Origin of the sequence: Paenibacillus sp. NPDC057934 (genome assembly GCF_042887565.1) — a bacterium.
In the GTDB taxonomy this organism is placed as follows: Bacteria; Bacillota; Bacilli; order Paenibacillales; family Paenibacillaceae; genus Paenibacillus_AQ.
This window is the reverse complement of record NZ_JBHVPB010000001.1, coordinates 512,193-534,199: the sequence shown is the minus strand read 5'-3', so window position 1 is coordinate 534,199 and position 22,007 is coordinate 512,193. Positions and strand designations below refer to the sequence as shown.

The window sequence follows — 22,007 nt, the reverse complement described above, 5'->3', positions numbered from 1 at the left end:
CCAGACTAATCTTACACACTCACTTATTCCCCCTTACAATGAATAAATGAAAATTAATAGTTGCATCCTATAAGTGAGATGCAGTATAATCGCTTCATTGGGAAACAATTACATAACTTGTTTACTGAACGTCTCTGGTGCTGCAACACCAGGGGCGTTTTTCGTTTGCTGTAAGCTGTCCTTTTGATCAGCAATTTCGGTGATCTGCTTGCGATCAATATCTTCGGACAACTTCATTGCATGTTCCTCCAGACTGTAAATATCCTTTGCAATATCCATAAGATCAAGGATGGCCATCTCTCTATTGAAGACCTCTTCAGACTCTTTCATCAAAACATTCGTTAAATCTAGAACACGAGCTTTAACTTCAGCGACTTGATACCACAGTGAAAGACTCATAGAATAACCCCTTCCTGAACAGCCGACTCATTAGTGATATCAATCAAGTCTAACGCTTTTTTGAAGAAGCCTTTTGGTAGCCCGGCCTCTACCTCTACGATTTCCAGTTCAAGTGAGCGAGCGCCATTACTTTTAACCACGATTGCTTTATGAAAGATGTAGAGCATTTCCTTCAAGGTGTGTCCTCGGTACCCGCATAAGGCATCAGCTAGATCCATCACATACTGTAATGTTGCTGCCTTTTCAAGGTCAGCAGCAGGAACGTTCTGATTTGTTCCACATGACATATTTTCCATTGTTCGATCCTTCTTTCTTGATGTATTTGAAAGGGCTCCGCAAGGGAATCCCCTTGCGCTGCGCTATTCAGTTACTCCGACAGTAATGTTGTACCGACCCTTGCTCAATCTATCCACACTCTTAATTGCATCCTCGCCTTCAGCAAGTATTTGAATAAGGTTATCAAGATCATCAAGGAAATCGACATTATCACGATCCAGTGTAAACACCTTATCGGCCTTTTGTTCGGTAAGCGATCTAGCTCTCAACTGTACATAAGCGTCTTTCAAGGAAATAACCAGTTTGTTGTACAACTCCCGGTCAACTTCAATAGCCTCGCTGAGCACCCATCCGGCAATCGGGCCAATGTAATCCACAACGTCCATCCAGTGTGCATCTGGAGCAGAACCAGCGTCCAAAGTCGCCTCAATATCATCAGCAAGGTAGTGGGATGAGATCCCCTCCTGAACACTCTCTTTAAGAAAATCAGCAAACTGAATTAGCTTTCCTTTTTCAGTAATCTGCCATTGCGTCCCCAGCATACTTTTACATTGTTCCATCGTTATCTATCTCCTTCGATTTTGAGTTTGTTTTTGTCTGTTCCAACAGCCAAAATTAAAGCTGTAAGCCAAAGTGCTACCTCTTGGTACTCTCACGCTTGATATTGCGAATTATGACGGCGTGCTGTTGGGGATTGTGCTGCCAGCGGCGGGCCAGTTCTTCCATGGACATAATGAACACCTCCATTCAGAAGCAACACTCTACTTCGCCTTTGACTTCATCAAATCGAACATTCCCTGACTGATATCCGTGATGTGCTCAGTAAGCAGCTCATAGGCAGAGGTTGAATTGAGCCTTGTTATGACATGCTTCAGGTATGCCGTTGACTTTCCACCCCTGGAGACCTGTACGAAGTTGAATCGAGCTTTAGCACGGAATACATCCGGCCATTCAGTGGGTACGACTTCCGCCAGATACACGGCATCACCATCCGCTGTGATTGCAAAATGATCATCTATCAGAAACCCACGCTTTTGGCCGGCTCTTTCTTTAGCATCAAAACTAAGAATGTAAACCTTCTTCATAGCCTGTCCTCCATTACCATTGAAATAATCCCCAACTCTGTTCCCAGCTTGGTCAGCGCCCGCAATCGGGTCTTATTGTAAGTGCCCCAGCTTATGCCCAAATCTTTGTAGATTGTCTGGTGGCGGACATAATCGCTCTCGCGGCTCAGATACTTACGAGTAATGATCTCCGCCTCGATCGGCTCCAGCAGATTCACTGCCTTCTGAAGCTCAGCCAGCCCTTCACGCTCCATACCCATGGTTATATAGATACCGGACTCGTAGAGGTATTTTTCTACCACGGTCTCACCTTGCTTTGATAGAAACACCTCTTTTTTCAATCGGTCTCACCTCCAATCCTGATTTTTGAGACCTCTGATATGTCGAAGCCGTTTTTTTCATCCCTAGAGCCAATTTAAGTCCTCACCCTAAACCTCTCTTTAATTCTTCTAAATCCTAGAAGCGATCCTAAAATAAACACCTATGGTATGGCTATATATATAAAGGTCCCCCATTTTTGGGGGTAGTGAAGGGAAAAAGCAAAATCACCCTTCATCTCATGCCCCATAAGGTATTAACACGTTTTTACTACCCTCATTTTTCAGGGTAGTGTTTGGCCTGAATTAGTATAATAATTGAGCTGATACCCTCATTTTTCGGGGTAGACTACCCCTATTTTTAGGGGAGCTAAAATGTCAATCGGTCTTCTTTTTCCGCTTGGGCCTTGGAGTCACAGAGAACTTATCGGTTCCGTAAAACTTCCACTGATCACTGAATCCATAGATGGTAGCAGTCCTGGTAGTCCATCCCCCCTTTACAACTTTGATGAAACCTAGATCATTCAACTGATCCAATGATTTCGCGAATGTTGGTTCAGTCATAAGTTGCTGACCCTCCGCATACGTGAAGCTGATGTCATTCTCATTGTCATAGTTGAATTTAGCCTTCATATACAGGTACAAAGTGATTGAATGACAGCTCAACTCTTTCCATGCACGGGACTCCATCATGCTCTGTGTAATTCTTAGATGTCGGCCTTTAGAGCTGATCCCCTCAAAAGGTCGGAATCCATAGTCTTTCTTCTTACGTGGCATTTCACCTCACCGCCGATATTCATTTCTGAGAACTGCCGCCATCAAGTTCAGAAAGCTGACGGTCAATATCCTCTAAACACTGGCGCATATCAATTTCCCGATAAATGAATTGAGTGGCCGAGTGGTAGATAGCAGACTCGATTGGGTCTAAGTTGGTCAGGCAATGCACCTCACCTACCTCTCCATGCCACACTGGTTGGTGTTCTCACTGATCCAGCGTTCCAGCTCATGACGGCGGAAGAAGATGCGGCTCCGGATGCGGAAGAACGGTAGGCTCTTGGTCCGGCACATATCGTATACGCTCCAAGCCGAGATCCGCAGATATGCAGCTGCCTCCTTCACATCTAATGTTTCCGGGCGAGGCTGCTGAACCTGCTGCTGCATGACCATCTGGCCAAGCTGTTGAAGGAACTGATGAGGGTCGATCTCTGGCTTCCGCTCCACAAGCTCCGGCATTGGGTAGGATTGCGGGCCCTGCTGGATGATTACAGTCGGTGTATTGCGTCTTGTTCTTTGATTACGCATGTATGAGTCCTCCCATATTTCAATTTAGAATGCTAATTCGCAACGTTCTCGTCCCGTTTTTGGTTGTATTCCTTCAAACGCAATGAAGCAGCTTGTTTTTGTTCATCGGTCATTTTTGACACTACCTCTTGTGCAAATCTGACCTGATTGCCTTTAAGCAGCCACTTGGCAGCTGTCACACGGTCGCCGTCTTTCTCTTCCCAGATAGGATCGGCGATTTTACGAAGCTTGGTCATGTGAGTAGGAACACAGGTATAGATGGTCCAGGTCCCGTTAATGTAGTCATAGACACATGTCGTTTCTCTTTCTTCAGCAGAATATTGCATCAATTCATCCTCCTTACTCAGATTTGCCTAGCAAACGTTGCGAATAATTGCGTCAAGCTGTAGAGCGACTTATGCGTCATGTTAATGACACAAACAATATTTCCTAACGATCTAAGCACGATTGTGGCTGGGAGCCTCGGGGTTGTGCTTATACTCGGGTGGTTCGGGGCATGCTGGGGGCGAATTTGAGGTTCCCCGAAAATTCCGTAGGTGCTTATACTTGTATGGTGCGGGGAATGATGAATTGTGTGATGGTGTGGGTTATTTGGTTACTTGCGGCGTTTTGACGATTTCAAAAATGTCGTCGAATTCAACCTCTAATACATCACAGATACGTTTTGCGATCCTTGGTGATAACGATCTATCGCCATTGGTAATCTGAATCGTCATTGGTTGTGATAAGCAAATTTCTTTGCTAAATTGCGTTTTATTAAATCCCTTACGCATGAGCAGCTCAGCTAGGTAATTCTTGTCTTTGACCTCAATCCTCATTCTCCCCACCTCTTTTCTTAATATCTAAGAATTTCTCACTCCAATATAATTCTTAGTTATTAAGAAGTCAAGCGTTATACAATAAAAAGTTAATAATTTTCTTTGATATTAAGAAATTAAATGTTATGATTTGATAAAATCCACTTATAAGAGGTGCCTAATGAAAACCATTGGTGAAAGATTAAGAGAAGCAAGGGAACAAAAAAATTATAAGCAGATTCACGTAATGAAGAAGGTAGGTATAAATAACAAAACCTTAAGTGGATATGAAAACGGAGTAAGCAAGCCTGATTACGACACCCTTAAAACACTAGCTAAACTATATGAGGTCTCGTTAGATGAACTAATCACAGGAATAGATGATGATCACATCATAGATGAGGAGGTAGCTTCGTTTAAGAAGACAATGAAAGGATTTTACGAGGAACACGATAGTTTAAATAATGATATATACAAGTTATTGCATCATGTTTCTGTTCATGGTGTGTTCAAGGCAGAGTATGAGAAAGTTATTTTTAATTGTTTTAGAGATAACATGAGTACTTATAGTCAAACACCTTCAGATTACGAATATTTTGACAACATGTATAATCATTATCTCCAGGATAAGTCAGAAGATCCTTCTTATATTGACGAACAATTTGAAGAGGAGTTTACACACCACTACAATTTAAATTCAGTAATAGAGGCAGTTCGGGCTTCTGGAGATTATGAATGGAAAGAGGAAATAATCTTTAAACTTCGTCAAGAATTACTAGCTAACGGTGACTTTATTCCACTCCCTCCTATTGATGTCATAAAAGATAATAATAGTGATCCTGGTACTACTACTGATAACCCAAAACTTGAAGAAATACTCTTAATTAAGAATTTAACTTATCGTAACAAACCATTAACTGATCACGACCGTCAACGCATTCTCGAGATGCTAAAGCTTATGTTTCCTGATCGCCAATAAACCAAAGACTATAATTTATTAGAAGTAAGTATCTCCTTCAACTAACCAGCAGGATTTTCCAGAGCGACCAGCAGAACGACCAGCACAGCGACCACAGAAAGAAAAAGGTATTAAAGAAGAAGGTTTACAATATAAGGGGCTGAATCTTATGAGGAAAGAGAAGCATTTCAACATCCGAGAGATCAACGGAACTCTCCCAATTGAATCCTGGCTTAAACACGGTGTTGAAGCTTACGCTAAAAGAGAATATGGCATGAACATTACAGTCAAAGTAATCAAGATAAACATAGACAGGTCAATTGATCCGGTGTAGTGGATTGTTCCATACAAACAACCTTTTGTCTCACACCTTTAGTTTCATCACCGTATTTGACACTCCACAAGTCCCACACAGCTACCCTCGACACGGGAGCACTGCTAGTACACATAAACCCTCATCCCTGTCTTTTTAACCTGTTAAACGTCGAGAATCTGAATAAGGAGATCATTCCATGAAGAAGAAGCAGTTTACCATCGAATATATTCCTGCCAATAATCCTGAACAGTCAGCAACCATTGTTAAGCATTTGGCCCAAGGCGCTGTACAGAAGGTCCTGAATCAGCACGGGGTAATCGCGGCCAATCTTGACGAATTACTGGACAAGTACATCACCGCGGTGCCGGCTGATGAGTAATAACCAGGCAAGCAATTCACCCGCTACCGATCTGCTGCTCGCTGCTCTACGAGAGCTAAAAGAAATGAAGATCGAGGTAACAATAAATATTAGGTCCTCTGAGGAGCATCCCCCTGTCCCTCTTCCACCCGTTCCAGAAATTCAACCGCAGCAATCGAATACATCAAAACTTGAAAAATTACTACCACCAGTCCTTAATTCTGCAGATATTCAGAGGTTTCTAAGAATTGGTAAGAGCCAAGTCTACGAACTTCTAAATTCTGGGGCTTTCCATGTTACTCGTGTAGGTCGGCGAATGTTGATATCAAGATCAGTATTTATTGAATGGCTGGAAGGGAGATCCGAAGATAATGAGGGTAAGCGAAAGAGGTAAAAAGATACGCTCAATATTGAGCCGAGAGAATCAAAAACAGGAAATGTGTTGAGATCACTCTAAATCAGGCTTCTCATTTTATCCAAACATAGAAAAAGCACCAGTTAAGGTGCCTAGAATGGAGGTCCACTAAGTAGGACAATATTTAGCCGATTGAATATCTCTTCTTCAGACTTGTCATAAGTTAGTAGCAACAAGCGTGATAAGATACTCTTTAATTCAAAGTAATCATCATAGACACTTGATTTGTTTAGAAGCTTAACGAGCGCTGTAATTTCACCATGAGTAGCTTTGCTGCGTAAGTTGTACATTTTTTTGACTCGGTCCATAATATCAATTCTTTGCTCGTAGGAATCAGCTAACATGAGGGCTGCATTGAGCGAAACCTTATATTGAAGGTTGCCTTCGCCTGTTACCAGCAATGCCTCTAAACCTGTAATAAGAGCTTGGTTACTACTTTCTATAGTGGTAGAGAGACACGCTCCGGTATATTGATTAAGTGCGTAACTCCATCTTGTTTCTTTCCACTCTGAAGCTAGTCGCTTTTCTCTTGAAGCTTTACTATGTGCAATGTAAATTTCAAAGAACCTAATTATATTCTGTATATCTTGTTCTGTAATAGTTGCAGAAGAGTTATCTTTTTCAATTTCGTCGTTAATGGCTGAAGAAAACTTAAATAATGGAGTGTTCCTCTTCCCCAATATTCCATAAGCAATGCGTCCATATGACCTAGGCGGCTCCAAGATGCGAACGTTTAGTTTTGGAAGCCCTAATTGAAGCGCATGATAGAATAAGTATCCATTAGATTCATAAGTGACAGGATCTGACTCAGTTTTATTTATACTTACCAGCACTTTGTTATCATCCAATTTTGACAGTGATATGTATTCATTAATAACGTATTCTGGTCTGTCTAATTCGACGTTTTCAATTACGTATGCATCAATAATATCTTGCATTTCTATCCCCTCCGTAGAGTAACATTTCGATGACTAGTGTATAAATCCTGCAATTCAAAGGAGATGCAAACCATGAAAATCAAAAAAATAAGTTTAGCGAATCGCAAACAATATATACAAGACCTTCAAAAAGAAATTGAGAAGCAGGAATACATCATTCAATTGATTGAGTCTTACACACCGACCACCTTGGAACAGAAAATAATTTACGAGTATGCAATTGAGGGTAACGTTACAGATGTAGCTGCTAAGATCAATGCCGAGGGTTTTAGGATCGGTGAAAGGAAGTATATAAGCAATGATATTACAGCAGTAATTAATCAAAAACCTGTAATAGATGAGCTACATGAAATTGTCAAGAAATCATTTGAGCATAACAAAAAAGGAATGAAACGCTACTTATAACATGCACTACTCTTTAACACGTTATTTAAGCCGTAAATCATGAAGATATCGTCACGAATTTCACCCTAACTGTACAGGAAGCTATAAACCACCATCACATACGAATGAACGCTAAAATGACTACCTAATTGATTTATACATCAGCTTTAATGAAAGGAGGTACCTTACATGGCCAAAGGCAGCATCGAAAAGCGCGGAAAAAACTCCTGGCGATTAACTGTAGAACTTGGATATGATGCTCAGGGTGAACGGGAATTCGAACGAAAGACAATTCGCATAGAAGATCCGGAGTTGTTGAGAGCGCCCCGCCGGCTGAAAAACTATTTGGATGATGAACTTGTTAAATTTAAAATGGAGATTGAATCTGGGCATTACATCCGTCCCGAGAAACTTACATTCAGTAAATTCATTGAAAAGTGGACTGCGAAATTCGTGGAACTTGAGCTTGAGGAAAAAACAAAAATCAGCTACAAATTTCATACTGAACGCCGGATTCTTCCCTACTTCAAAGATATGCACATGGAAAAGATCAAGACGCTGCATATTACTGATTACTTGGACTATCTTCGAACGCCTGAGGCTAGTCTTAACAAGAGTGGAAAGCCACTCGGCTCTGCAACCATTGTTTATAATTATCGGGTATTACGAAGCATTTTCGCCAAAGCGCTTGAGTGGCGGGTACTGAAAGAGAATCCTATGACCGGGATTAAGAAGCCCCGGGAAGACGACATCAAGGAAATGGAGGTTTATGACGAAGAGGAGATCGAACTGCTCTTTGCAGCGCTGCAGGACGAGCCTAGTCACCTTCGTATCCTAGTTACCCTGGCCGTAACTACAGGTATGCGCCGCGCTGAACTGTCCGGGCTGGAATGGAAGAACATTGACCTGGTAAATGGCACTATCGACATTAAGCAGACAGTTCCGTTGTTCAAAGATGGTCAGCCGGTGATTAAAGGTCCTAAGAACAAGCAGTCAAAACGCCAGATTGCACTAGCTTCCTCTGTTGTAGATGAGCTGAAACTCTATAGGTCTGAGTGGGTGAAAATGAAACTACAGCTTGGAGATAAATGGGCTGGAAATGATAGAGAGTTTATCTTTTGTAGAACCAACGGCATACCTTGCGATCCTGGACTCCTTACAAAACGTTGGATAGCCTTTCACCGTAAACATGGCCTTAAACCGATCCGTCTGCATGACCTAAGGCATACCTCCATTTCCTGGATGATCTATAAGAAGGTTCACTCCAAAGCAATTGCAAAACGTGCTGGCCATACTGATACAAAGATGCTTGAGATTTATGGTCATATCTTTGAATCCGTGGATAAGGCCGCAGCGAATGTATTTGACGATATGGTTAAGCCAGCTAAAAGAAAAGCATAATTGGGTACTGAACCTGGGTGCCAATTGGGTGCCAAATTCGCAAAAAGCACCAAAAACCAGCTCTTTTACACCTCTTCTATTTTCACAAAAAGCCTATTGCACCAAGGGTTCCACGATTTAAAGGAAGCACAAATTTGACCATATGACTCTTCTCCCATGAAAGGGACCTCTGAAAAGAGGTCCCGATTTTTCGTTTATGAACCCTTACGTAGCAAGGGGATTTCATTTTCAGCACACCAAATTTATATTTATATGAGTCCATTTTATGAGCCTCTATTTATAAAACACCATTTACGATTTGCCATAAAAATGTTAGCTTTGTACGACGGACAAAAGAAAGCAGATACAAAGCAAAAGAAAGCAATACAAGGCGTTCTAATCGCAAAATGTGCCACTCGAATAAAGCGGAGATCACCTTATACCTCGCCAAAGTGTAAATAACAGCATTTTTGTACCTTAAATTGTGTGAAAATGACGTCTAGCTCGAATTAAGAGCATTTTTGCACCTTAAATCTTCTGATATCATGCTTTTATTCGTATTCTCCTTAAAATAGCATACAAAAATGCCCTTATTCCCTTAATTCGGTCTAAAAAGTTAAAACAAGGTACAAAATTGCCCTTAGTTAGAAACAGCGCTAGCTAGCCCAACTTTACGATAAAATTGATGCAAATAAATGAATCGACGAAATAAATGAAATGGATGAAATAAATGAAATAGATTATATAAATGAAATAGATTATATAAATGAAATAGATTATATAAATGCACAAAAAAAACGGATGCTGTCCTCCATTGAGGATATCACCCGTTTTTGCCACCTCGTTTTGCCACCTAATGATATTCGCCAAATTCTGAATGTTCTATAGCTGATTGCTGCACCGGTAGCCAACTATTAATGGTCTTTAATTTCTCATAATCATTACCGATTGTTAATTGTATATTGTCTTGTGCCCCTCTATGTTCTTCTTCGCACATCCCCAAGTGGATCATGGCCCCAGTTCCCGGGTCTACATACAGCCCTTTCTTGAAAACACTTCCTTGGCTATTCTTCACCTGATGTATTTGTGAACAAACGATGCAATAATACATACATAATCACCTCTTCATTTAAATTTAGTTCACACATATATTCCGAGGGTGTAGCATACTCCCCTCAATTTTCTAGATATGGTGAGTTCAGATCGACCTAAATTTGCTTATCTCTCTGTGTGGTTTGGTTCCCGCTTGGTTCTCGTTTGGTTCTCGTTTGCTTGTGTGATTCGCTTGCGTTGTTTTTTACCATTAGCATGGGTGCCTTCTACTCTTTAGCTTGGTTAGCTCATGTGGCTTGGTTCTAACCGTCGGACTGGTAATTTGAACGTAAACTGATTACGTTTCTTGTACCCCATCGGCAAATGCTGCAATACCGCTAATAAGAACTGATGGATTGTATGACATCATTTTTGATTTTCACCACCCTAACCTATTTTGATATCAGCATATGATTACGTGTTGAGATGAGTGCAGGTCCATTGAGATCATGTTGAGAAAACTTCAACGCTTGTTGAGGAATATGATGATTCTCGTCATTAGTGAAACAAGTAGACTGTGCCCGGTCCATCTTTGAACAGTTGAATCATATGTATGATAAATATTAATTTGATACCGATTTCAATATAAGTCTCTTGTCCATTAGACAATCCCTCATCCTCTTTTACACAAGCAATCTAGCAGTTTTTCTCATATATTGTATTAAATTGAGAGAGGGGAGGTGAAGTTCTATGAGCATTCAGTTTCTTGATATGCGGATTTCACAAGATAGCACGACGGACTCACCCGGCGTTGATTTGGTTCGCTACAGTTATATGTTTGGGGACATTGGTCTGCAGACTGGAAGTGTAACCCCCGGCAATGAAAATCTAGTAAGAGTAACCCTTAACGCTTACGCTCGTCTGAGTGTTTTGCCAAGTGTAATCTATCCAAACGATGTGACCTTCAACATCTACCGCAATGGTACGCTCATCTTCAGTACGGTCTACCCGGGTTCCACCTCTGACACGGAGACCAAATATGAAATGGTCGGCATTACCGCTGTCGACTTTCCCCCAGCCGCCGATGTACTTACAGGCCAAATCCGGTATACCATTACTGCAGGAGCTATCCGAAATGCCAACCTGGGTGCAAGAAGCTTCAGCGGCATTGCCGTTGCTGGAAACGGTTGAAATTTGAACACTGTAGGAACAACAGGTACAGCTACAGCCCAACAAATATCCAATCTGCATCTCGAAATATAAATGATAATGAGGGTATGATGAGGCACAGGTCATGTATTCATGAATGGTTAACTGGCGGCCACAAGCCCCGCACAGAATTGCTCGTTCGTCCCTCTGAGCTTCCCCCGCCTCGCTGCAGAATGCCCCCCGACCCCTGTGACACTTATAACAAGGATAATTAGCACCAGAACATGGAAAGCGAACTGCTATAATATCTGTTGAAGAATGGTAATGCTTGCAGCGGGTTCACACCGAAACAAACATCAGCAGTGCTAGTCAACGGTCAATCGCCCAGTAGAACCAACTTGGTAGCGATCCATTGCCAGGTTGGTTCTCTCACGAGTACGTTTCAATCACCCAGTGCTTACTGCAGCAGCTTATTAACTCTTCGTTAGTTAGTACAAGCATCTGTGCATAGAGAAGCCTTCATTTTGCTTTGGTGTCTCTTTTTACAGTTCATGAAACTGATTTTGGACAAGTACATTGTTTGAAAATAAATAGCACCTCAAGAGATACTTAATCATCCGCCATCACGCTCTCAACAGGCTTCCATTGCTACAATTTTCAAACAAAAACCCGTCACCACTTAAGGTTGACGGGTTTTTGTCTATGTATCCAGACAGCTTGCTTCGATACTTATGATCATTCAGGCCTATGTATTAGAAATGAGTATGCTTTACTTTCCATTGTTCCAATTTTATGAACAACCAAAAAGAATAAATACCTAAAGTAATAAAGCACAGAATCCACCACTTAATCCAGTTTCCAAAAAGTTGTATTGCCGTACCGTCAAACCTTTGACGACGACCATCAATAACGGTATGTTCTATTTTCCAACGGTAAATCATAACGAGCGCCCATGGATAGCAAATTCCCAACGTCAGTACCGTCACTAACACTCCTATAATGCTCCATGCAATGTACTGCACAAGACCGCCGTCGAAATAGGACTCCCCCTGTCCATTTTGCTGGGCTCCTGTCAAATTAACATTTACTACAGTACTCATGTTCACCAATCCTCTACATTTTTTTCATACAATACATTATATTCATCGACATGGAACCATTTTCCTCCTCTAATATTCCGTTTAATAAAAAATTTCTTTCTATGTATAATCTATCCAGACGATGTGACCTTCAATTTTCGCCACAACTCAACAAATATCAAAATTACATTTCAAAATATAAATGATAGTGGTTTTGACAACCTGGATTGAATGCAGCCTTACAGGCAGGGCATGCTGAGCCGCAGGTCATATATTCATGAATGGTTAACTGGTGACTGCAGGCCCCGCACAGAATTGCCTTCTCATCCCTCTGATGTTTTCCCCACCTCGCTGCAGAATGACCTCCAATTTCTTCGTGGCACTTATAACAAGGATAATAAGAATCGCAGCATGCAAAACGAATCGCGATAATATCTATTGGTGAATGGTAATGCCTACAGCGGGTTTGGGAATCCATTTGGACCCCGCATACTTTTACGCCATGTATGTTCATATAATATTGTTCAGAAGTATCTGACACTTTATCAACCCCTTAGATTTTTTTCACAGATGTTCACCTGCCAAACGTTTACAATTGCATTGGAGGTGAATACATATGTCTCAATTAGTAATTTTTATCATTGTTTTTGTTCTGCTTACAGTCGGCATCCGTATTTGGAAATCCCGGCAAAAATAGAATATAGTTTAGGTAATTCATAACGAAAGGAGAGGCTCCTAAATTGAATGGCTTTTTTCTCATTATTCTCGGCGGTCTGATTATTGCACTGGGCATCTTTACGATTCGCAAGCCCACCTTTGGGTGGAAGATGAACGAAGCTTGGAAAGTTAAAAATGACTCCGAACCCAGCGATGCCTATATAGACATGACCAAATTCGGAGGTCTAGTAACCATCATTCTTGGTTCATTCCTACTGGTGGGAGGCATACTAAATCTGTTGTGAGATCTTGCGCCAGCCGGATCATGTCGATACACTGCAGATCATTCTCGAAGATTGCTTCAGGATAATGCCTGATAAAATAATCCCGGTCCACCCCAATAATTCTGAAACCGCATTTTTGATAAAGACCCAGCTGATGCAAGCTGGAATTTCCCGTGCCGATTTCTATAGTTTTGTAACCTTGCACCTCGGCTGTCGATATGGCATGCTGTACCAGTCGCTTTCCTATGCCCTGACCGTGAAGGTGTTCCACCACTGCAATATTGACCAATTCTACTGTTTCCGGCCGGGTTCGAAGCAGTACATACACGCCAACGACTTCCCGCTCGACTAACGCTATGTAACACTCTCCTCTTTCTAGGTACCCTTCAATCACTGACACCGAGGGATCGGCCAACAGCAACAGCTCCATCGGAGGAGCTTCATGTGGTTCCATCTTCCTCATATCCACAACCATGACATCACCTGACTCTTCGTATTTATATGATGATTTTATTGTACCGGGTGCCTATCACGAAGAATAGGTCTTTTTTAGAAGAATAGAATCTTATCCATATAAAAAAAGGGACCCCACCGCGATCCGGCAGGGTCAAGTCTATATTATAAGGGGGTCATGTGACTACTATACTCATTCCAGCTTAAATCTACCTGAAAAGAATATAAAGATTTGATTAATTGTGCTAGACGTGACATGAATTAATCCGAAACGAGAATACCGTCAAAGCTTTCTGGACCGACACGAACTGTTCCCAGCAGAGAAGAGGAGACGAAGGCTGTATACACGAGCTGCGGTGTGATCGGCGGTTGAAAATCCGAAGCTGAGAAAGTAATTAGCTCCGGAGCCAACACGCTGAGATCAAAGGTAGAAGTCGCAGAGTATACAGCTGGGTCGGTTGGAAGGGTTCCTCGAACGATAGTAACCGTGATTCCTACCAAGTCCAGAGGAACTTGCACAGCAATCGTTCCCTTCAAGATAACCCGAGGGTTAGCACCAACACCAGCTGTCACCAAGCCGATTTGTCCAAAGAGCTGTGGAGTATTAATGAACGTAATCGGAATTGCAATCGAGTCTGCGTAACTGGCATTCTGCGATGTTCTGCCATCAACATAAGTTCCCATATGAATGCACCTCCTTTCTTTTTAACATACTCTATTGTATTAACCTTACTACCCGTTGGCTTGGTTAAATCTCCTCTATCAACAGCTTGTTTTACTAGAAAAACAACCCTTATCTGTGAGTCTAACCTATGACCCCCCTACTTCAATCACTCTTTGGTTGTACCGTCCCGTTTGTTAAAAGCCAATTCAAATAGCCCTGTAGCAGATAGCCCTGCCAGTCCGCCTGCCCAAAGACGCATGATCAAATCCATATTGGTAAACGGGTAGGAAACAACCCCCACCACCAAACCGAGCGCCAGACCCACAACAGGCACCAGATTACGTGGCAGGTTGAAGCTGTTCTTCACCAGTTGCACAAGAGCCATTACAAATACTGCGAGCATCGAAGCAAAAGCCAATACAGTGTTGAGCGCAGCGTTCATCTCGGATCATCCTTTCTTAGTTATTAAAAGACCTGCACGATTCAATACCGTCAAAATGCGGTAAAAATCATAACTCCCCCCGGACGGGGTATCCAGTAGTCCAGCTGCGGTTGCAGCTTTAACTGCTGGCTCGGCCCAATCCGGTACATTCATGACTGCCCGATTCTCGACAGCAGCTATTCGGTCGGTCACATTTTTGATCGCCTGGCCCTGCTCCTGCACGCCAGTCTTCAGTGTATCCCTGCTGACATTAAGACTGGCTATCAATCCATTAAGCGTCTTAACTTGCTCCTCCAGGCTTGCGAGCTTCTGCTTATCTTCAGCCGACATCTCGTCGTCCCCCTTTCCTTGCTCATCGAATGGATAAAGATTATAGGTGTCCATCATTGAAATCAACTTGGCCGCGTAACCCGGATCGGTGGCATAGCCGGCTGCGGCAATGGCTTGGGCTGCTGCTTTGCCAGTAGTCCCGATAACTTTGCTGTAAATGTTAGGATTCCATGAGACTCCGTTTACCAGCAATCTGGAATGGTCGGCGACGGATTCGCCCCAATTGTTATAGGCACGAAAGGCTGCCTGAACCTGGACCGGCTTTCCATTGACATATTCCGTAGTCAGCATGGTGATACTTCCAGCCGGCCCGCTGCCTTTTATACCAAATAAATTATTGGCTTTCACCGTAAGTCCGCTGCTGCCCCAGCCGGATTCAAGAGCAGCCTGCGCAATCGTCAAGGAAGCTGCCACCCTACTGCTTCGCATACTGTCCACCGCAAAAGGTGCAATTTTTGCGATAAAATCCGTCTCTTTCATACCATCACATCCTTTCTACTACTATTTAATGCCAGTCCGCACAAAATGCTTGTGCTTCTCCCCCGGCCCCACTCTATTTTCCGGTGAAAAATCATATTGTAATTCTACAAATCTATAATTTGTCATTTCCCCGTCATTGAAGAGAAATATAATCAAAATAAGGTGCTAAAGAACTATACGCTCAATGATGATGTTAGGAGAAAAGTTCAGTAGATTTTTTAGGCGTTTTTATTCATATTGTGGAAATTTTAAGTAAATAAAAGTTGAGTTTTTCATAATCATAGCGTAAAATATAGTATTATATAACTATTAAGCAACTGTTAAGGAGGGTCTAAAAGACTATGCCTTCATATTATTTCAAGGAAGTTTGGACGCCTCTGCGTTGGATTGGGATCAAATATTTTCGGGACGATGAAGGTTATCTCTGGATTAAATGGTGGGCTAAACCGAGAAAAAGGCTGCGTTAAGCAGCATGGCACCTTATCCTTTACCAGGGATACAGTGCACTTAGCGCTCAAGCAGCCTTATAGGTTTGATTATGAATTTGCTCTGAACTTAATCCGATTTTTCCGGTACGTTTGAATATATAAAGGGCTTCATCCGCGAGACACATCGTCGCGGGTGTGTTCTGACGGTTTCCCGCATTCCAGACATCTGCACCAGTATTGCCGCCTACCTTCACTTCCTCTTCCAAATGTAGGGTTGGATAGTAATTACAATGGAAATAATATCCTCCAGGGTCCACTTGTTCATTCCCAGGAGGATGCTATGTCCCCGGCTCAGCCTACCTTTGCTCCAAGCGAGCGTGCCAGAAGTACAGCTTGCTCTACATCCATCCGCACCCCTTGCCAATCGAGGCTTTTCAGATCAATACCTTCGAGCTTCGCGTCTCGGAGATCCGCCCCCTTTAGTTTGCACTGGCCAAGCTGCACCCTGCTTAGATCCGCTCCACGGAGGTCACTTTTTTGCAAATCACAGCCAAACAGATCCGCCTCTAAAAATCTTATCCCGCGCAGATTCTGCTTGCTCAAATTGGCATGTCTCAGATTGGTATATGACCAATCACCGCCTGTAATTGTCAGTCCATCGAGCGCTGCGTTGGAGAAATCCGAACCGACCATTTTGCAATCCTCAAATTTTACAACGAACAGATTCGTCCCGCTGAACTTACAATTCGTGAACGCTGAGCCCCTATGCAGAGATGCATTCAGATAAGCTCCCGTAAAATCACAATCAATAAACTGACATCCCGTAGAGGTCATTTCTTCCATTGATGCGCCCTTGAACGAGCATTTTTCGAAAATGCAGCCGTTCAGCTCACCATCCTGCAAATTGCTTTGGTCAAAATTATGATGATGAAAAGTTTCGTTGTCGTATTGATACATGTCTGACCCACTCCTTATTCGATATGAATGTAAATTTTTACTACCAATTCTGAAAAATAACACTTTAGTAGATTGTCGCACTCTCTTCATTTCGATATAATAGCAAATAAACTAGCGGAGGTAAATTATGGACGGGCCGAGCAGAAAAGAACCATTCCGGTATGTCATGAACCAACCGATTGAATGCTGGCTTGAAGTGCCGGCCGGCACTACCGGCCCCGGTGCCGGGAAGCTCACCGAAGGCGTAATGCTCGATCTCAGCCGTTCCGGATGTAAGGTGCGGACTTCCTTGAACCTTCGCTTCACAGCTGGAGATACGAAACTGATTATTCATTTCCAGCTAAATGAGAACAAACTCAGATTCGAAGGCAGTGTGCGCTGGGGCTGGATGTTCGGTCTCGGGCAGTACAAGTATGGTGTTCGACTGGATTTGAGTAAAGCTGAAGAAGAAATGCTGATCCGGGAGCTGGAGTCATGGACCTATGGCCGCAGCGCGGAGGGAATGTAGATAGACATAGAACAGACGCCGCTCCGCTTGGAGAGGCGTCTGTTTATTATACTCTAATAGTAGAGAGCGAAGAAATTAGATCTCTACTTTCTTTTTAACGAGCCAGGTGGATGCATATAATAGAATCAGGCAAAATACAGTTTCAATTAGAGCCGGACCCATGTCAAAAGCTTTACCAGCCGCTTCAATTCCGTTAGGGTTCAGATACTCACCTGAAGTGAAATTATACCGGAAAGCAAGTTCCATCCATCCCCCTGAATCTGGAAACAGTTTCCCTTCGATCAGCCCCAGAACCAGATTCAGAACGAACAGGGTGACAATCCCGATCCAGACTTTGCTGCGGAAAGGCAGGCTCTGGGAAACCGTAACAGAGAACGTCAGCGCGATCAAAAAGACCATGGCTGCGCCTAGCGAATTCAGTACACTAATGAAAAAAATATACCAGAAGTCTGCTGGCAGGATGTCTGGATAGAACCAGCCATAGATTGCCGCATGTAGCATTGCTAGTGCAACTAAGGCTATCAGCAGAATCAGATTCAACAGTAGTGGAGACAACACAGTATAATATGTTTTTAACGGAAGTAGTTTGCGACCATAGGACTTCAGATTGGTGCTATAGGTTCGGCAAGCCAGAACTATCAGGAAGACAGTGGCAGAGACATAAGTAACGGCCTGAAGTACAAACATGCTAAGCTTTTCCCAATGGTAGACATCCGCCAAAATCCAAATCACAGCTTCAAGTAACAGCGTGACTGTATATAGCCCTAGAATCTGATCACGATTACGCCTGAAATCATATTTCATCAGTTTTAGCATTCGGCAAACACCTCTCTGAACAGTTCATCCATACTTTTCCCATGCTGCAGCCGAAGTTCTTCCACATTCCCGTGCATGAGCATCTCCCCGTTCTTGACCATAATGACTTCATCAAAGATCCGCTCAATATCAGACACCAGATGCGTGGAAATCAGAATACTACTGTCCTCTTCATAGAACTCTACCAATGCATTCAGGATTCTGGTTCTGGCTACGGGGTCTACACCTCCCAGCGGTTCGTCCAGCAGATAGAGACTGGCCTTACGTGCCAGAGCTAATGTTAGCTGCAGACGTTCATTCATCCCTTTGGACAGAGATCTGACCTTGTCGCCCGGAGACAGCTTCATAAAATCCAGCATCCTCTCCGCCTTCTCTTGGTTAAAATCCGGAAAGAAATCACTATAGAAACGCAGGGCATCCCCCACTGTCATCCACGACTCGGTTAGCGGCTGATCCGGCATGAATGAGATTAAGGATTTGGTCTCAAAACCAACAGGATTACCATAAACGGAAATTTTGCCAGAGGTTGGCTGGGCCAGACCAGCGATCATTTTCATAATCGTAGTTTTACCGCTGCCGTTGCTGCCCAAGAGACCGATGATTTTCCCAGGCCCCAATGTAAAAGAAATATCGCGAACGGCTTGCTTGGACCAATACTTCTTACTGACTTGATGTACTTGCAGGATATCCTCCACACTATGCATCCCCTTATTCTCCATCTTCGTGGTTCACACTATCTGCTACGGCAGCAACAATATCTTCTCCTTGGAAACCGAGCTCTCTCATCCCGCGGATAAACCGGTCCAGCACATCCTTGGCCATTTCTTTCTTGATCGTCATGATTCTACCTTCCTCACTTGTCACATATCGTCCCATCCCGCGTCTTGTCTCCACGATCATCTCACGCTCCAGTTCCTGAAAGGTCCGTTGCACCGTATTCGGGTTGATCTGCAAATCACTGGCCAGCTCACGCACGGAAGGAATTTTATCGCCCGGCTTCAGCTTCCCAGTCACAATCTCACCTTTGATATAATTCATAATCTGGATGTAAATAGGCACGTTGTTATCAAATTCGATTGTCATAGTTATGCAACATCCCTTCGTCTGAACACAACAAACCCGGCAAGGAGGAATAGAAGCACATACATAGCAAGTATCGCGATAGAGAAGGATAACGTCATTCCTGGCAGCGGCGCTCCTCCATCTCTATAGACGGATAAATCCAGGTTGGGGAACAACATATATTTATAAAATTCCTTCTGAATAACCGTCTTATCTAGCATAAGCATGAGCATCGAAATCCCTATCGTCGCCCCTCCCGAGGTCGTTAATATCCCAATCATAAATGCAAGCGTGATATAGACCACTGTATAAACATAGCTATATCCGAGTGAACCAAAAATATCGAGCCATCTTCCTTCACCACCGCTAAAGCCAAACCAGATCGACCCGGAAATGAATAGTGCAACCGCTGTTGCAAGCGTCAAGGACAATCCATAGATCAATGCTGTTATATATTTTGAGGCCAGTATAGACGTCCGGCTGCGGGCGCGAATCAGCAGAAATTTAATGGTTCCTTGGCTGTATTCCTTGGCTACGATCCCGGAGGAACCGATAATCGCCATAATGGTTACGACTTGCCCCAGACCTTGGATATAGGACATCGTTATTGTAAAGTCATAGACCGAGCCAAACATTCCTGCTGCAAAAGAATGTATAACATAGCCTGCTATGAAAGACATTGCTATTAACAAGACATACGGTACAAAAAACGAGCGTTTCTTAAACAATTTCAACCATTCGTTGATGAACAGCCGGTTCAGGTTACGCAATGCGGTTCCCTCCTGTCCATTTCAAGAAATCTTCTTCCAGGCTCTGTCTGTTCTCCTCAATGCGGTACAGACCTACGCCTGCTGCGCCCAAAGCCGCTACCAGTTCCGGAACACCTTCGTTGTTCATCTTGACCGTCAACTGGTTCCTAATAAAATCGGTGCGGACCACCTGTATACCTTCTGTTCCGTGCGCAATCGCAATTGCCGGTTCTATAGCATCTACCCGGAACGTTAACGTAACCTCTTCTGAAATGTTGTTCTCTGCTCCAAGTTCAGTCACCGTTACAAGCTTGCCGTTCTGAATCACAACCGCACGGTGGCAGATCTGCTCCACCTCCGACAGCATGTGACTAGAGATCAGAATGGAGATACCTTCCACTTCAGCAATGGTGCGCATGTAGTCGCGCATTTCGCGAATACCCGCCGGGTCAAGTCCGTTCGTGGGCTCATCCAGGATCAACAGCTTGGGCCGCTGCAGCAAAGCCTGGGCAATTCCCAGCCGTTGGCGCATACCTAGCGAATAGGATTTAACCTTCTTATTCATTGCCTCCTGAAGTCCCACCAGTTGAACCACTTCCTCAATCCGGTCATCATCCACCTCGTCAGTCATTCGCTCATACTGCCTTAAATTGTCGAGTCCGGTCATGTAGGGATAGAACTCCGGGTTCTCAATAATGGCACCGATGTGGGCAATAGCCGATTTGAAATTCTTCTTGATGCTGTGGCCCTGTACTTCAATATCGCCTTCACTCATCCGAATCAGCCCAGTCATCATGCGGATCGTTGTCGTCTTCCCCGCACCGTTTGGTCCTAGCAGCCCTACGATCTCACCCTTGCGAATTTGAAAAAAAAGCTTATCCACAATGGCCTTCCCCTTAATGATCTTGCTGACTTCATTCATCTGTAGGACAATGTCTTCCCGCTCGTGTTGCACTTGATGCATATCTCTTTGGCTCATGTATATGCCTCCCTCTTTAGAAAGATTGTTATCGTAAACGTTTTATTGTATCAGTGTCATAGTTGAATAGTACACTAACATTATAACCCTGTAAAGCCTAATTTATATTTTATTTTGAAACAAATATCCTTGATTTCACGTAATAACCACTAATCAGCCAACATTTTTCCGTATAGTTCCTGATTTATTGGAAAGATTTGAAAGCCAATCTCGTCATTCTCTGATAAAATGAATCAGAATGAGCCTTGTCAAAATATACTCTTGGAGGAGGTGTAAACCCTGAACAGCTCAAGACTTTTCAAACTGCTCGGCCTAATTGCAGGCATTGTGTTACTTAACATCGCGGTATTGTCACCGGGGCTGCTGGGCGTGGACATTGTCAGCGGAAGCGCCCTTGAGACTGCCTCCGGTGTAACTCTGTTAATCCTCAGTTTGCTGGTTGTCCTTTACGGAAGTTATATCCTGCTATTCAAACCCTCACCTGTGAAATCCATTCGGAAGCTGGAGACCCAGGAGGATTATACAGCTGAGCTGCATAAATACCGTAATGTTAAAGTGCTTAAAAAAGATGTTGTCCTTGCTCTGGATCAGCTCGAGCGAATCGATAAGAAGAAGGATACTTTGCTGAATGTCTTGTCGCAGCGCTTTGAGCAAACAGAACTGAGTTATCAAAAGTTTATTGCGGTGATCGGGTCCGTTGAAAAACTCTTTTATCTGAATATCAAAGGGATTCTTAACAAGTTAAGCGTATTCGATGCCGAAGAATTCTCGCTTTTTACGGATTCTCATAGCCCTGGACAGTTCTCAGATAAACTGGTACAGCAGAAAAGGGATCTTTTCAACGAATACTTTGCCTATGTGGCCGGGTATTTAGGTGCCAACGAAGAAATTCTGCTGAAGCTTGATCAGTTGTTGCTGGAAATCTCCCTGTTAGACAGTACAGACTATAAAACGATCGAAGAAATGCCCTGCATGAGAGAAATCAATGACTTAATCAAACAAACGAAACTCTACCAGCAATAGAAAGGAAGATG

The 22,007-nt window shown here is 43.2% G+C and carries 34 protein-coding genes; 10 read left to right on the top strand and 24 right to left on the bottom strand.

All coding sequences use genetic code 11. The features are described from left to right. Window positions 1-108: 108 nt before the first annotated feature. From ACFVRY_RS02615 to ACFVRY_RS02575, 9 genes are all read right to left on the bottom strand, one after another. Window positions 109-399, bottom strand: coding sequence for a hypothetical protein (locus ACFVRY_RS02615; protein WP_387496925.1), 291 nt, complete (start codon window positions 397-399; stop codon window positions 109-111). Next, on the bottom strand, window positions 396-695 hold the full coding sequence (locus ACFVRY_RS02610; protein ID WP_387496922.1) for a hypothetical protein: 300 nt from the start codon (window positions 693-695) through the stop codon (window positions 396-398). The genes ACFVRY_RS02615 and ACFVRY_RS02610 overlap by 4 nt, the downstream gene beginning before the upstream one ends. 63 nt (window positions 696-758) lie before the next feature. After that, the gene (locus ACFVRY_RS02605) at window positions 759-1,235 is read right to left on the bottom strand and encodes a hypothetical protein (RefSeq protein ID WP_387496920.1); all 477 of its coding nucleotides are present in this window, start codon (window positions 1,233-1,235) and stop codon (window positions 759-761) included. Window positions 1,236-1,436: 201 nt separating this feature from the next. After that, on the bottom strand, window positions 1,437-1,760 hold the full coding sequence (locus tag ACFVRY_RS02600) for a hypothetical protein (RefSeq protein WP_387496917.1): 324 nt from the start codon (window positions 1,758-1,760) through the stop codon (window positions 1,437-1,439). Beyond that, a complete protein-coding gene (locus ACFVRY_RS02595; protein ID WP_387496914.1) occupies window positions 1,757-2,080 on the bottom strand; it encodes an ArpU family phage packaging/lysis transcriptional regulator in 324 nt (107 codons plus the stop codon). Before ACFVRY_RS02595 ends, ACFVRY_RS02600 begins: the two co-directional genes overlap by 4 nt. A 354-nt stretch (window positions 2,081-2,434) precedes the next feature. Next, window positions 2,435-2,833 carry a hypothetical protein gene (locus ACFVRY_RS02590; protein ID WP_387496912.1) on the bottom strand — a complete coding sequence of 133 codons (399 nt, stop codon included), beginning with the start codon at window positions 2,831-2,833 and terminating at the stop codon, window positions 2,435-2,437. A gap of 174 nt (window positions 2,834-3,007) precedes the next feature. Beyond that, complete coding sequence (locus ACFVRY_RS02585; RefSeq protein WP_387496909.1) at window positions 3,008-3,358, bottom strand: helix-turn-helix domain-containing protein; 351 nt, start codon at window positions 3,356-3,358, stop codon at window positions 3,008-3,010. Window positions 3,359-3,390: 32 nt separating this feature from the next. Beyond that, window positions 3,391-3,684: a hypothetical protein gene (locus ACFVRY_RS02580; RefSeq protein WP_387496906.1), complete on the bottom strand. Its 294-nt coding sequence runs from the start codon at window positions 3,682-3,684 to the stop codon at window positions 3,391-3,393. 261 nt (window positions 3,685-3,945) lie between these two features. Next, window positions 3,946-4,176, bottom strand: a complete 231-nt coding sequence (locus ACFVRY_RS02575) for a helix-turn-helix transcriptional regulator (protein ID WP_387496903.1) — start codon at window positions 4,174-4,176, stop codon at window positions 3,946-3,948. Between the two features lie 160 nt (window positions 4,177-4,336). Between ACFVRY_RS02575 and ACFVRY_RS02570 the strand changes: the two genes are divergently transcribed. The 4 genes from ACFVRY_RS02570 (at window position 4,337) to ACFVRY_RS02555 (ending at window position 6,181) form a co-directional block, all read left to right on the top strand. Next, window positions 4,337-5,134, top strand: a complete 798-nt coding sequence (locus ACFVRY_RS02570) for a helix-turn-helix domain-containing protein (RefSeq protein WP_387496900.1) — start codon at window positions 4,337-4,339, stop codon at window positions 5,132-5,134. A 148-nt stretch (window positions 5,135-5,282) separates the two neighbouring features. Further along, window positions 5,283-5,447: a hypothetical protein gene (locus ACFVRY_RS02565; RefSeq protein WP_387496897.1), complete on the top strand. Its 165-nt coding sequence runs from the start codon at window positions 5,283-5,285 to the stop codon at window positions 5,445-5,447. Window positions 5,448-5,625: 178 nt separating this feature from the next. Beyond that, window positions 5,626-5,808, top strand: coding sequence for a hypothetical protein (locus tag ACFVRY_RS02560; RefSeq protein WP_387496894.1), 183 nt, complete (start codon window positions 5,626-5,628; stop codon window positions 5,806-5,808). Between the two features lie 64 nt (window positions 5,809-5,872). Next, on the top strand, window positions 5,873-6,181 hold the full coding sequence (locus ACFVRY_RS02555; protein ID WP_387496891.1) for a helix-turn-helix domain-containing protein: 309 nt from the start codon (window positions 5,873-5,875) through the stop codon (window positions 6,179-6,181). 113 nt (window positions 6,182-6,294) lie between these two features. Here ACFVRY_RS02555 and ACFVRY_RS02550 read toward each other — a convergent pair whose 3' ends face one another. Further along, window positions 6,295-7,140 carry a hypothetical protein gene (locus tag ACFVRY_RS02550; RefSeq protein WP_387496889.1) on the bottom strand — a complete coding sequence of 282 codons (846 nt, stop codon included), beginning with the start codon at window positions 7,138-7,140 and terminating at the stop codon, window positions 6,295-6,297. 72 nt (window positions 7,141-7,212) lie between these two features. On the opposite strand from ACFVRY_RS02550, the gene ACFVRY_RS02545 reads away from it, so the two are divergent. Continuing rightward, window positions 7,213-7,545, top strand: a complete 333-nt coding sequence (locus ACFVRY_RS02545; protein ID WP_387496887.1) for a hypothetical protein — start codon at window positions 7,213-7,215, stop codon at window positions 7,543-7,545. 168 nt (window positions 7,546-7,713) lie between these two features. After that, window positions 7,714-8,925 carry a site-specific integrase gene (locus ACFVRY_RS02540; RefSeq protein WP_387496884.1) on the top strand — a complete coding sequence of 404 codons (1,212 nt, stop codon included), beginning with the start codon at window positions 7,714-7,716 and terminating at the stop codon, window positions 8,923-8,925. Window positions 8,926-9,757: 832 nt separating this feature from the next. Here the strand turns inward: ACFVRY_RS02540 and ACFVRY_RS02535 are convergent. Continuing rightward, window positions 9,758-10,015 (bottom strand): DUF3973 domain-containing protein, encoded by a 258-nt coding sequence (locus ACFVRY_RS02535; protein ID WP_387496882.1) that lies wholly within the window; start codon window positions 10,013-10,015, stop codon window positions 9,758-9,760. A gap of 671 nt (window positions 10,016-10,686) precedes the next feature. On the opposite strand from ACFVRY_RS02535, the gene ACFVRY_RS02530 reads away from it, so the two are divergent. Continuing rightward, window positions 10,687-11,127 (top strand): hypothetical protein, encoded by a 441-nt coding sequence (locus tag ACFVRY_RS02530; RefSeq protein ID WP_387496879.1) that lies wholly within the window; start codon window positions 10,687-10,689, stop codon window positions 11,125-11,127. A 710-nt stretch (window positions 11,128-11,837) separates the two neighbouring features. On the opposite strand, the gene ACFVRY_RS02525 is transcribed toward ACFVRY_RS02530, so the two are convergent. Together ACFVRY_RS02525 and ACFVRY_RS02520 are read right to left on the bottom strand one after the other, a co-directional pair. Beyond that, complete coding sequence (locus ACFVRY_RS02525; RefSeq protein WP_387496876.1) at window positions 11,838-12,185, bottom strand: DUF898 family protein; 348 nt, start codon at window positions 12,183-12,185, stop codon at window positions 11,838-11,840. Window positions 12,186-12,348: 163 nt separating this feature from the next. Then, window positions 12,349-12,678 (bottom strand): CHY zinc finger protein, encoded by a 330-nt coding sequence (locus tag ACFVRY_RS02520; RefSeq protein WP_387497735.1) that lies wholly within the window; start codon window positions 12,676-12,678, stop codon window positions 12,349-12,351. A 226-nt stretch (window positions 12,679-12,904) separates the two neighbouring features. Here ACFVRY_RS02520 and ACFVRY_RS02515 point away from each other — a divergent pair, with 226 nt between their 5' ends. Continuing rightward, window positions 12,905-13,126, top strand: coding sequence for a DUF6199 family natural product biosynthesis protein (locus ACFVRY_RS02515; protein ID WP_387496873.1), 222 nt, complete (start codon window positions 12,905-12,907; stop codon window positions 13,124-13,126). Here ACFVRY_RS02515 and ACFVRY_RS02510 read toward each other — a convergent pair. The 6 genes from ACFVRY_RS02510 to ACFVRY_RS02485 form a co-directional block, all read right to left on the bottom strand. Continuing rightward, window positions 13,077-13,559 (bottom strand): GNAT family N-acetyltransferase, encoded by a 483-nt coding sequence (locus ACFVRY_RS02510; protein WP_387496871.1) that lies wholly within the window; start codon window positions 13,557-13,559, stop codon window positions 13,077-13,079. The genes ACFVRY_RS02515 and ACFVRY_RS02510 overlap by 50 nt on opposite strands. Window positions 13,560-13,819: 260 nt before the next feature. Beyond that, window positions 13,820-14,242: a hypothetical protein gene (locus tag ACFVRY_RS02505; RefSeq protein WP_387496868.1), complete on the bottom strand. Its 423-nt coding sequence runs from the start codon at window positions 14,240-14,242 to the stop codon at window positions 13,820-13,822. Between the two features lie 146 nt (window positions 14,243-14,388). Then, entirely contained in the window at window positions 14,389-14,664 is a 276-nt protein-coding gene (locus tag ACFVRY_RS02500) for a holin (RefSeq protein ID WP_066369768.1), read from the bottom strand. 6 nt (window positions 14,665-14,670) lie between these two features. Further along, window positions 14,671-15,474: a glycoside hydrolase family 73 protein gene (locus ACFVRY_RS02495; protein ID WP_387496864.1), complete on the bottom strand. Its 804-nt coding sequence runs from the start codon at window positions 15,472-15,474 to the stop codon at window positions 14,671-14,673. 514 nt (window positions 15,475-15,988) lie between these two features. Beyond that, on the bottom strand, window positions 15,989-16,219 hold the full coding sequence (locus ACFVRY_RS02490) for a hypothetical protein (protein WP_387496861.1): 231 nt from the start codon (window positions 16,217-16,219) through the stop codon (window positions 15,989-15,991). 34 nt (window positions 16,220-16,253) lie between these two features. Beyond that, window positions 16,254-16,859: a pentapeptide repeat-containing protein gene (locus ACFVRY_RS02485; RefSeq protein ID WP_387496858.1), complete on the bottom strand. Its 606-nt coding sequence runs from the start codon at window positions 16,857-16,859 to the stop codon at window positions 16,254-16,256. A 166-nt stretch (window positions 16,860-17,025) separates the two neighbouring features. On the opposite strand from ACFVRY_RS02485, the gene ACFVRY_RS02480 reads away from it, so the two are divergent. Next, window positions 17,026-17,367, top strand: a complete 342-nt coding sequence (locus ACFVRY_RS02480) for a PilZ domain-containing protein (RefSeq protein ID WP_387496856.1) — start codon at window positions 17,026-17,028, stop codon at window positions 17,365-17,367. Window positions 17,368-17,442: 75 nt separating this feature from the next. Here ACFVRY_RS02480 and ACFVRY_RS02475 read toward each other — a convergent pair whose 3' ends face one another. From ACFVRY_RS02475 to ACFVRY_RS02455, 5 genes are read right to left on the bottom strand one after another with little or no spacing between them, the layout of a single operon-like run. Then, window positions 17,443-18,183: a hypothetical protein gene (locus tag ACFVRY_RS02475; RefSeq protein ID WP_387496854.1), complete on the bottom strand. Its 741-nt coding sequence runs from the start codon at window positions 18,181-18,183 to the stop codon at window positions 17,443-17,445. Further along, on the bottom strand, window positions 18,177-18,878 hold the full coding sequence (locus tag ACFVRY_RS02470; protein ID WP_387497733.1) for an ABC transporter ATP-binding protein: 702 nt from the start codon (window positions 18,876-18,878) through the stop codon (window positions 18,177-18,179). Before ACFVRY_RS02470 ends, ACFVRY_RS02475 begins: the two co-directional genes overlap by 7 nt. A gap of 13 nt (window positions 18,879-18,891) precedes the next feature. Further along, window positions 18,892-19,266, bottom strand: coding sequence for a GntR family transcriptional regulator (locus tag ACFVRY_RS02465; protein WP_387496851.1), 375 nt, complete (start codon window positions 19,264-19,266; stop codon window positions 18,892-18,894). Window positions 19,267-19,268: 2 nt separating this feature from the next. Next, window positions 19,269-20,015: an ABC transporter permease gene (locus ACFVRY_RS02460; protein ID WP_387496848.1), complete on the bottom strand. Its 747-nt coding sequence runs from the start codon at window positions 20,013-20,015 to the stop codon at window positions 19,269-19,271. Then, window positions 20,008-20,973: an ABC transporter ATP-binding protein gene (locus ACFVRY_RS02455; RefSeq protein ID WP_387496845.1), complete on the bottom strand. Its 966-nt coding sequence runs from the start codon at window positions 20,971-20,973 to the stop codon at window positions 20,008-20,010. Before ACFVRY_RS02455 ends, ACFVRY_RS02460 begins: the two co-directional genes overlap by 8 nt. 327 nt (window positions 20,974-21,300) lie before the next feature. Between ACFVRY_RS02455 and ACFVRY_RS02450 the strand changes: the two genes are divergently transcribed. Further along, complete coding sequence (locus ACFVRY_RS02450; RefSeq protein ID WP_387496842.1) at window positions 21,301-21,996, top strand: hypothetical protein; 696 nt, start codon at window positions 21,301-21,303, stop codon at window positions 21,994-21,996. Window positions 21,997-22,007 lie beyond the last annotated feature (11 nt).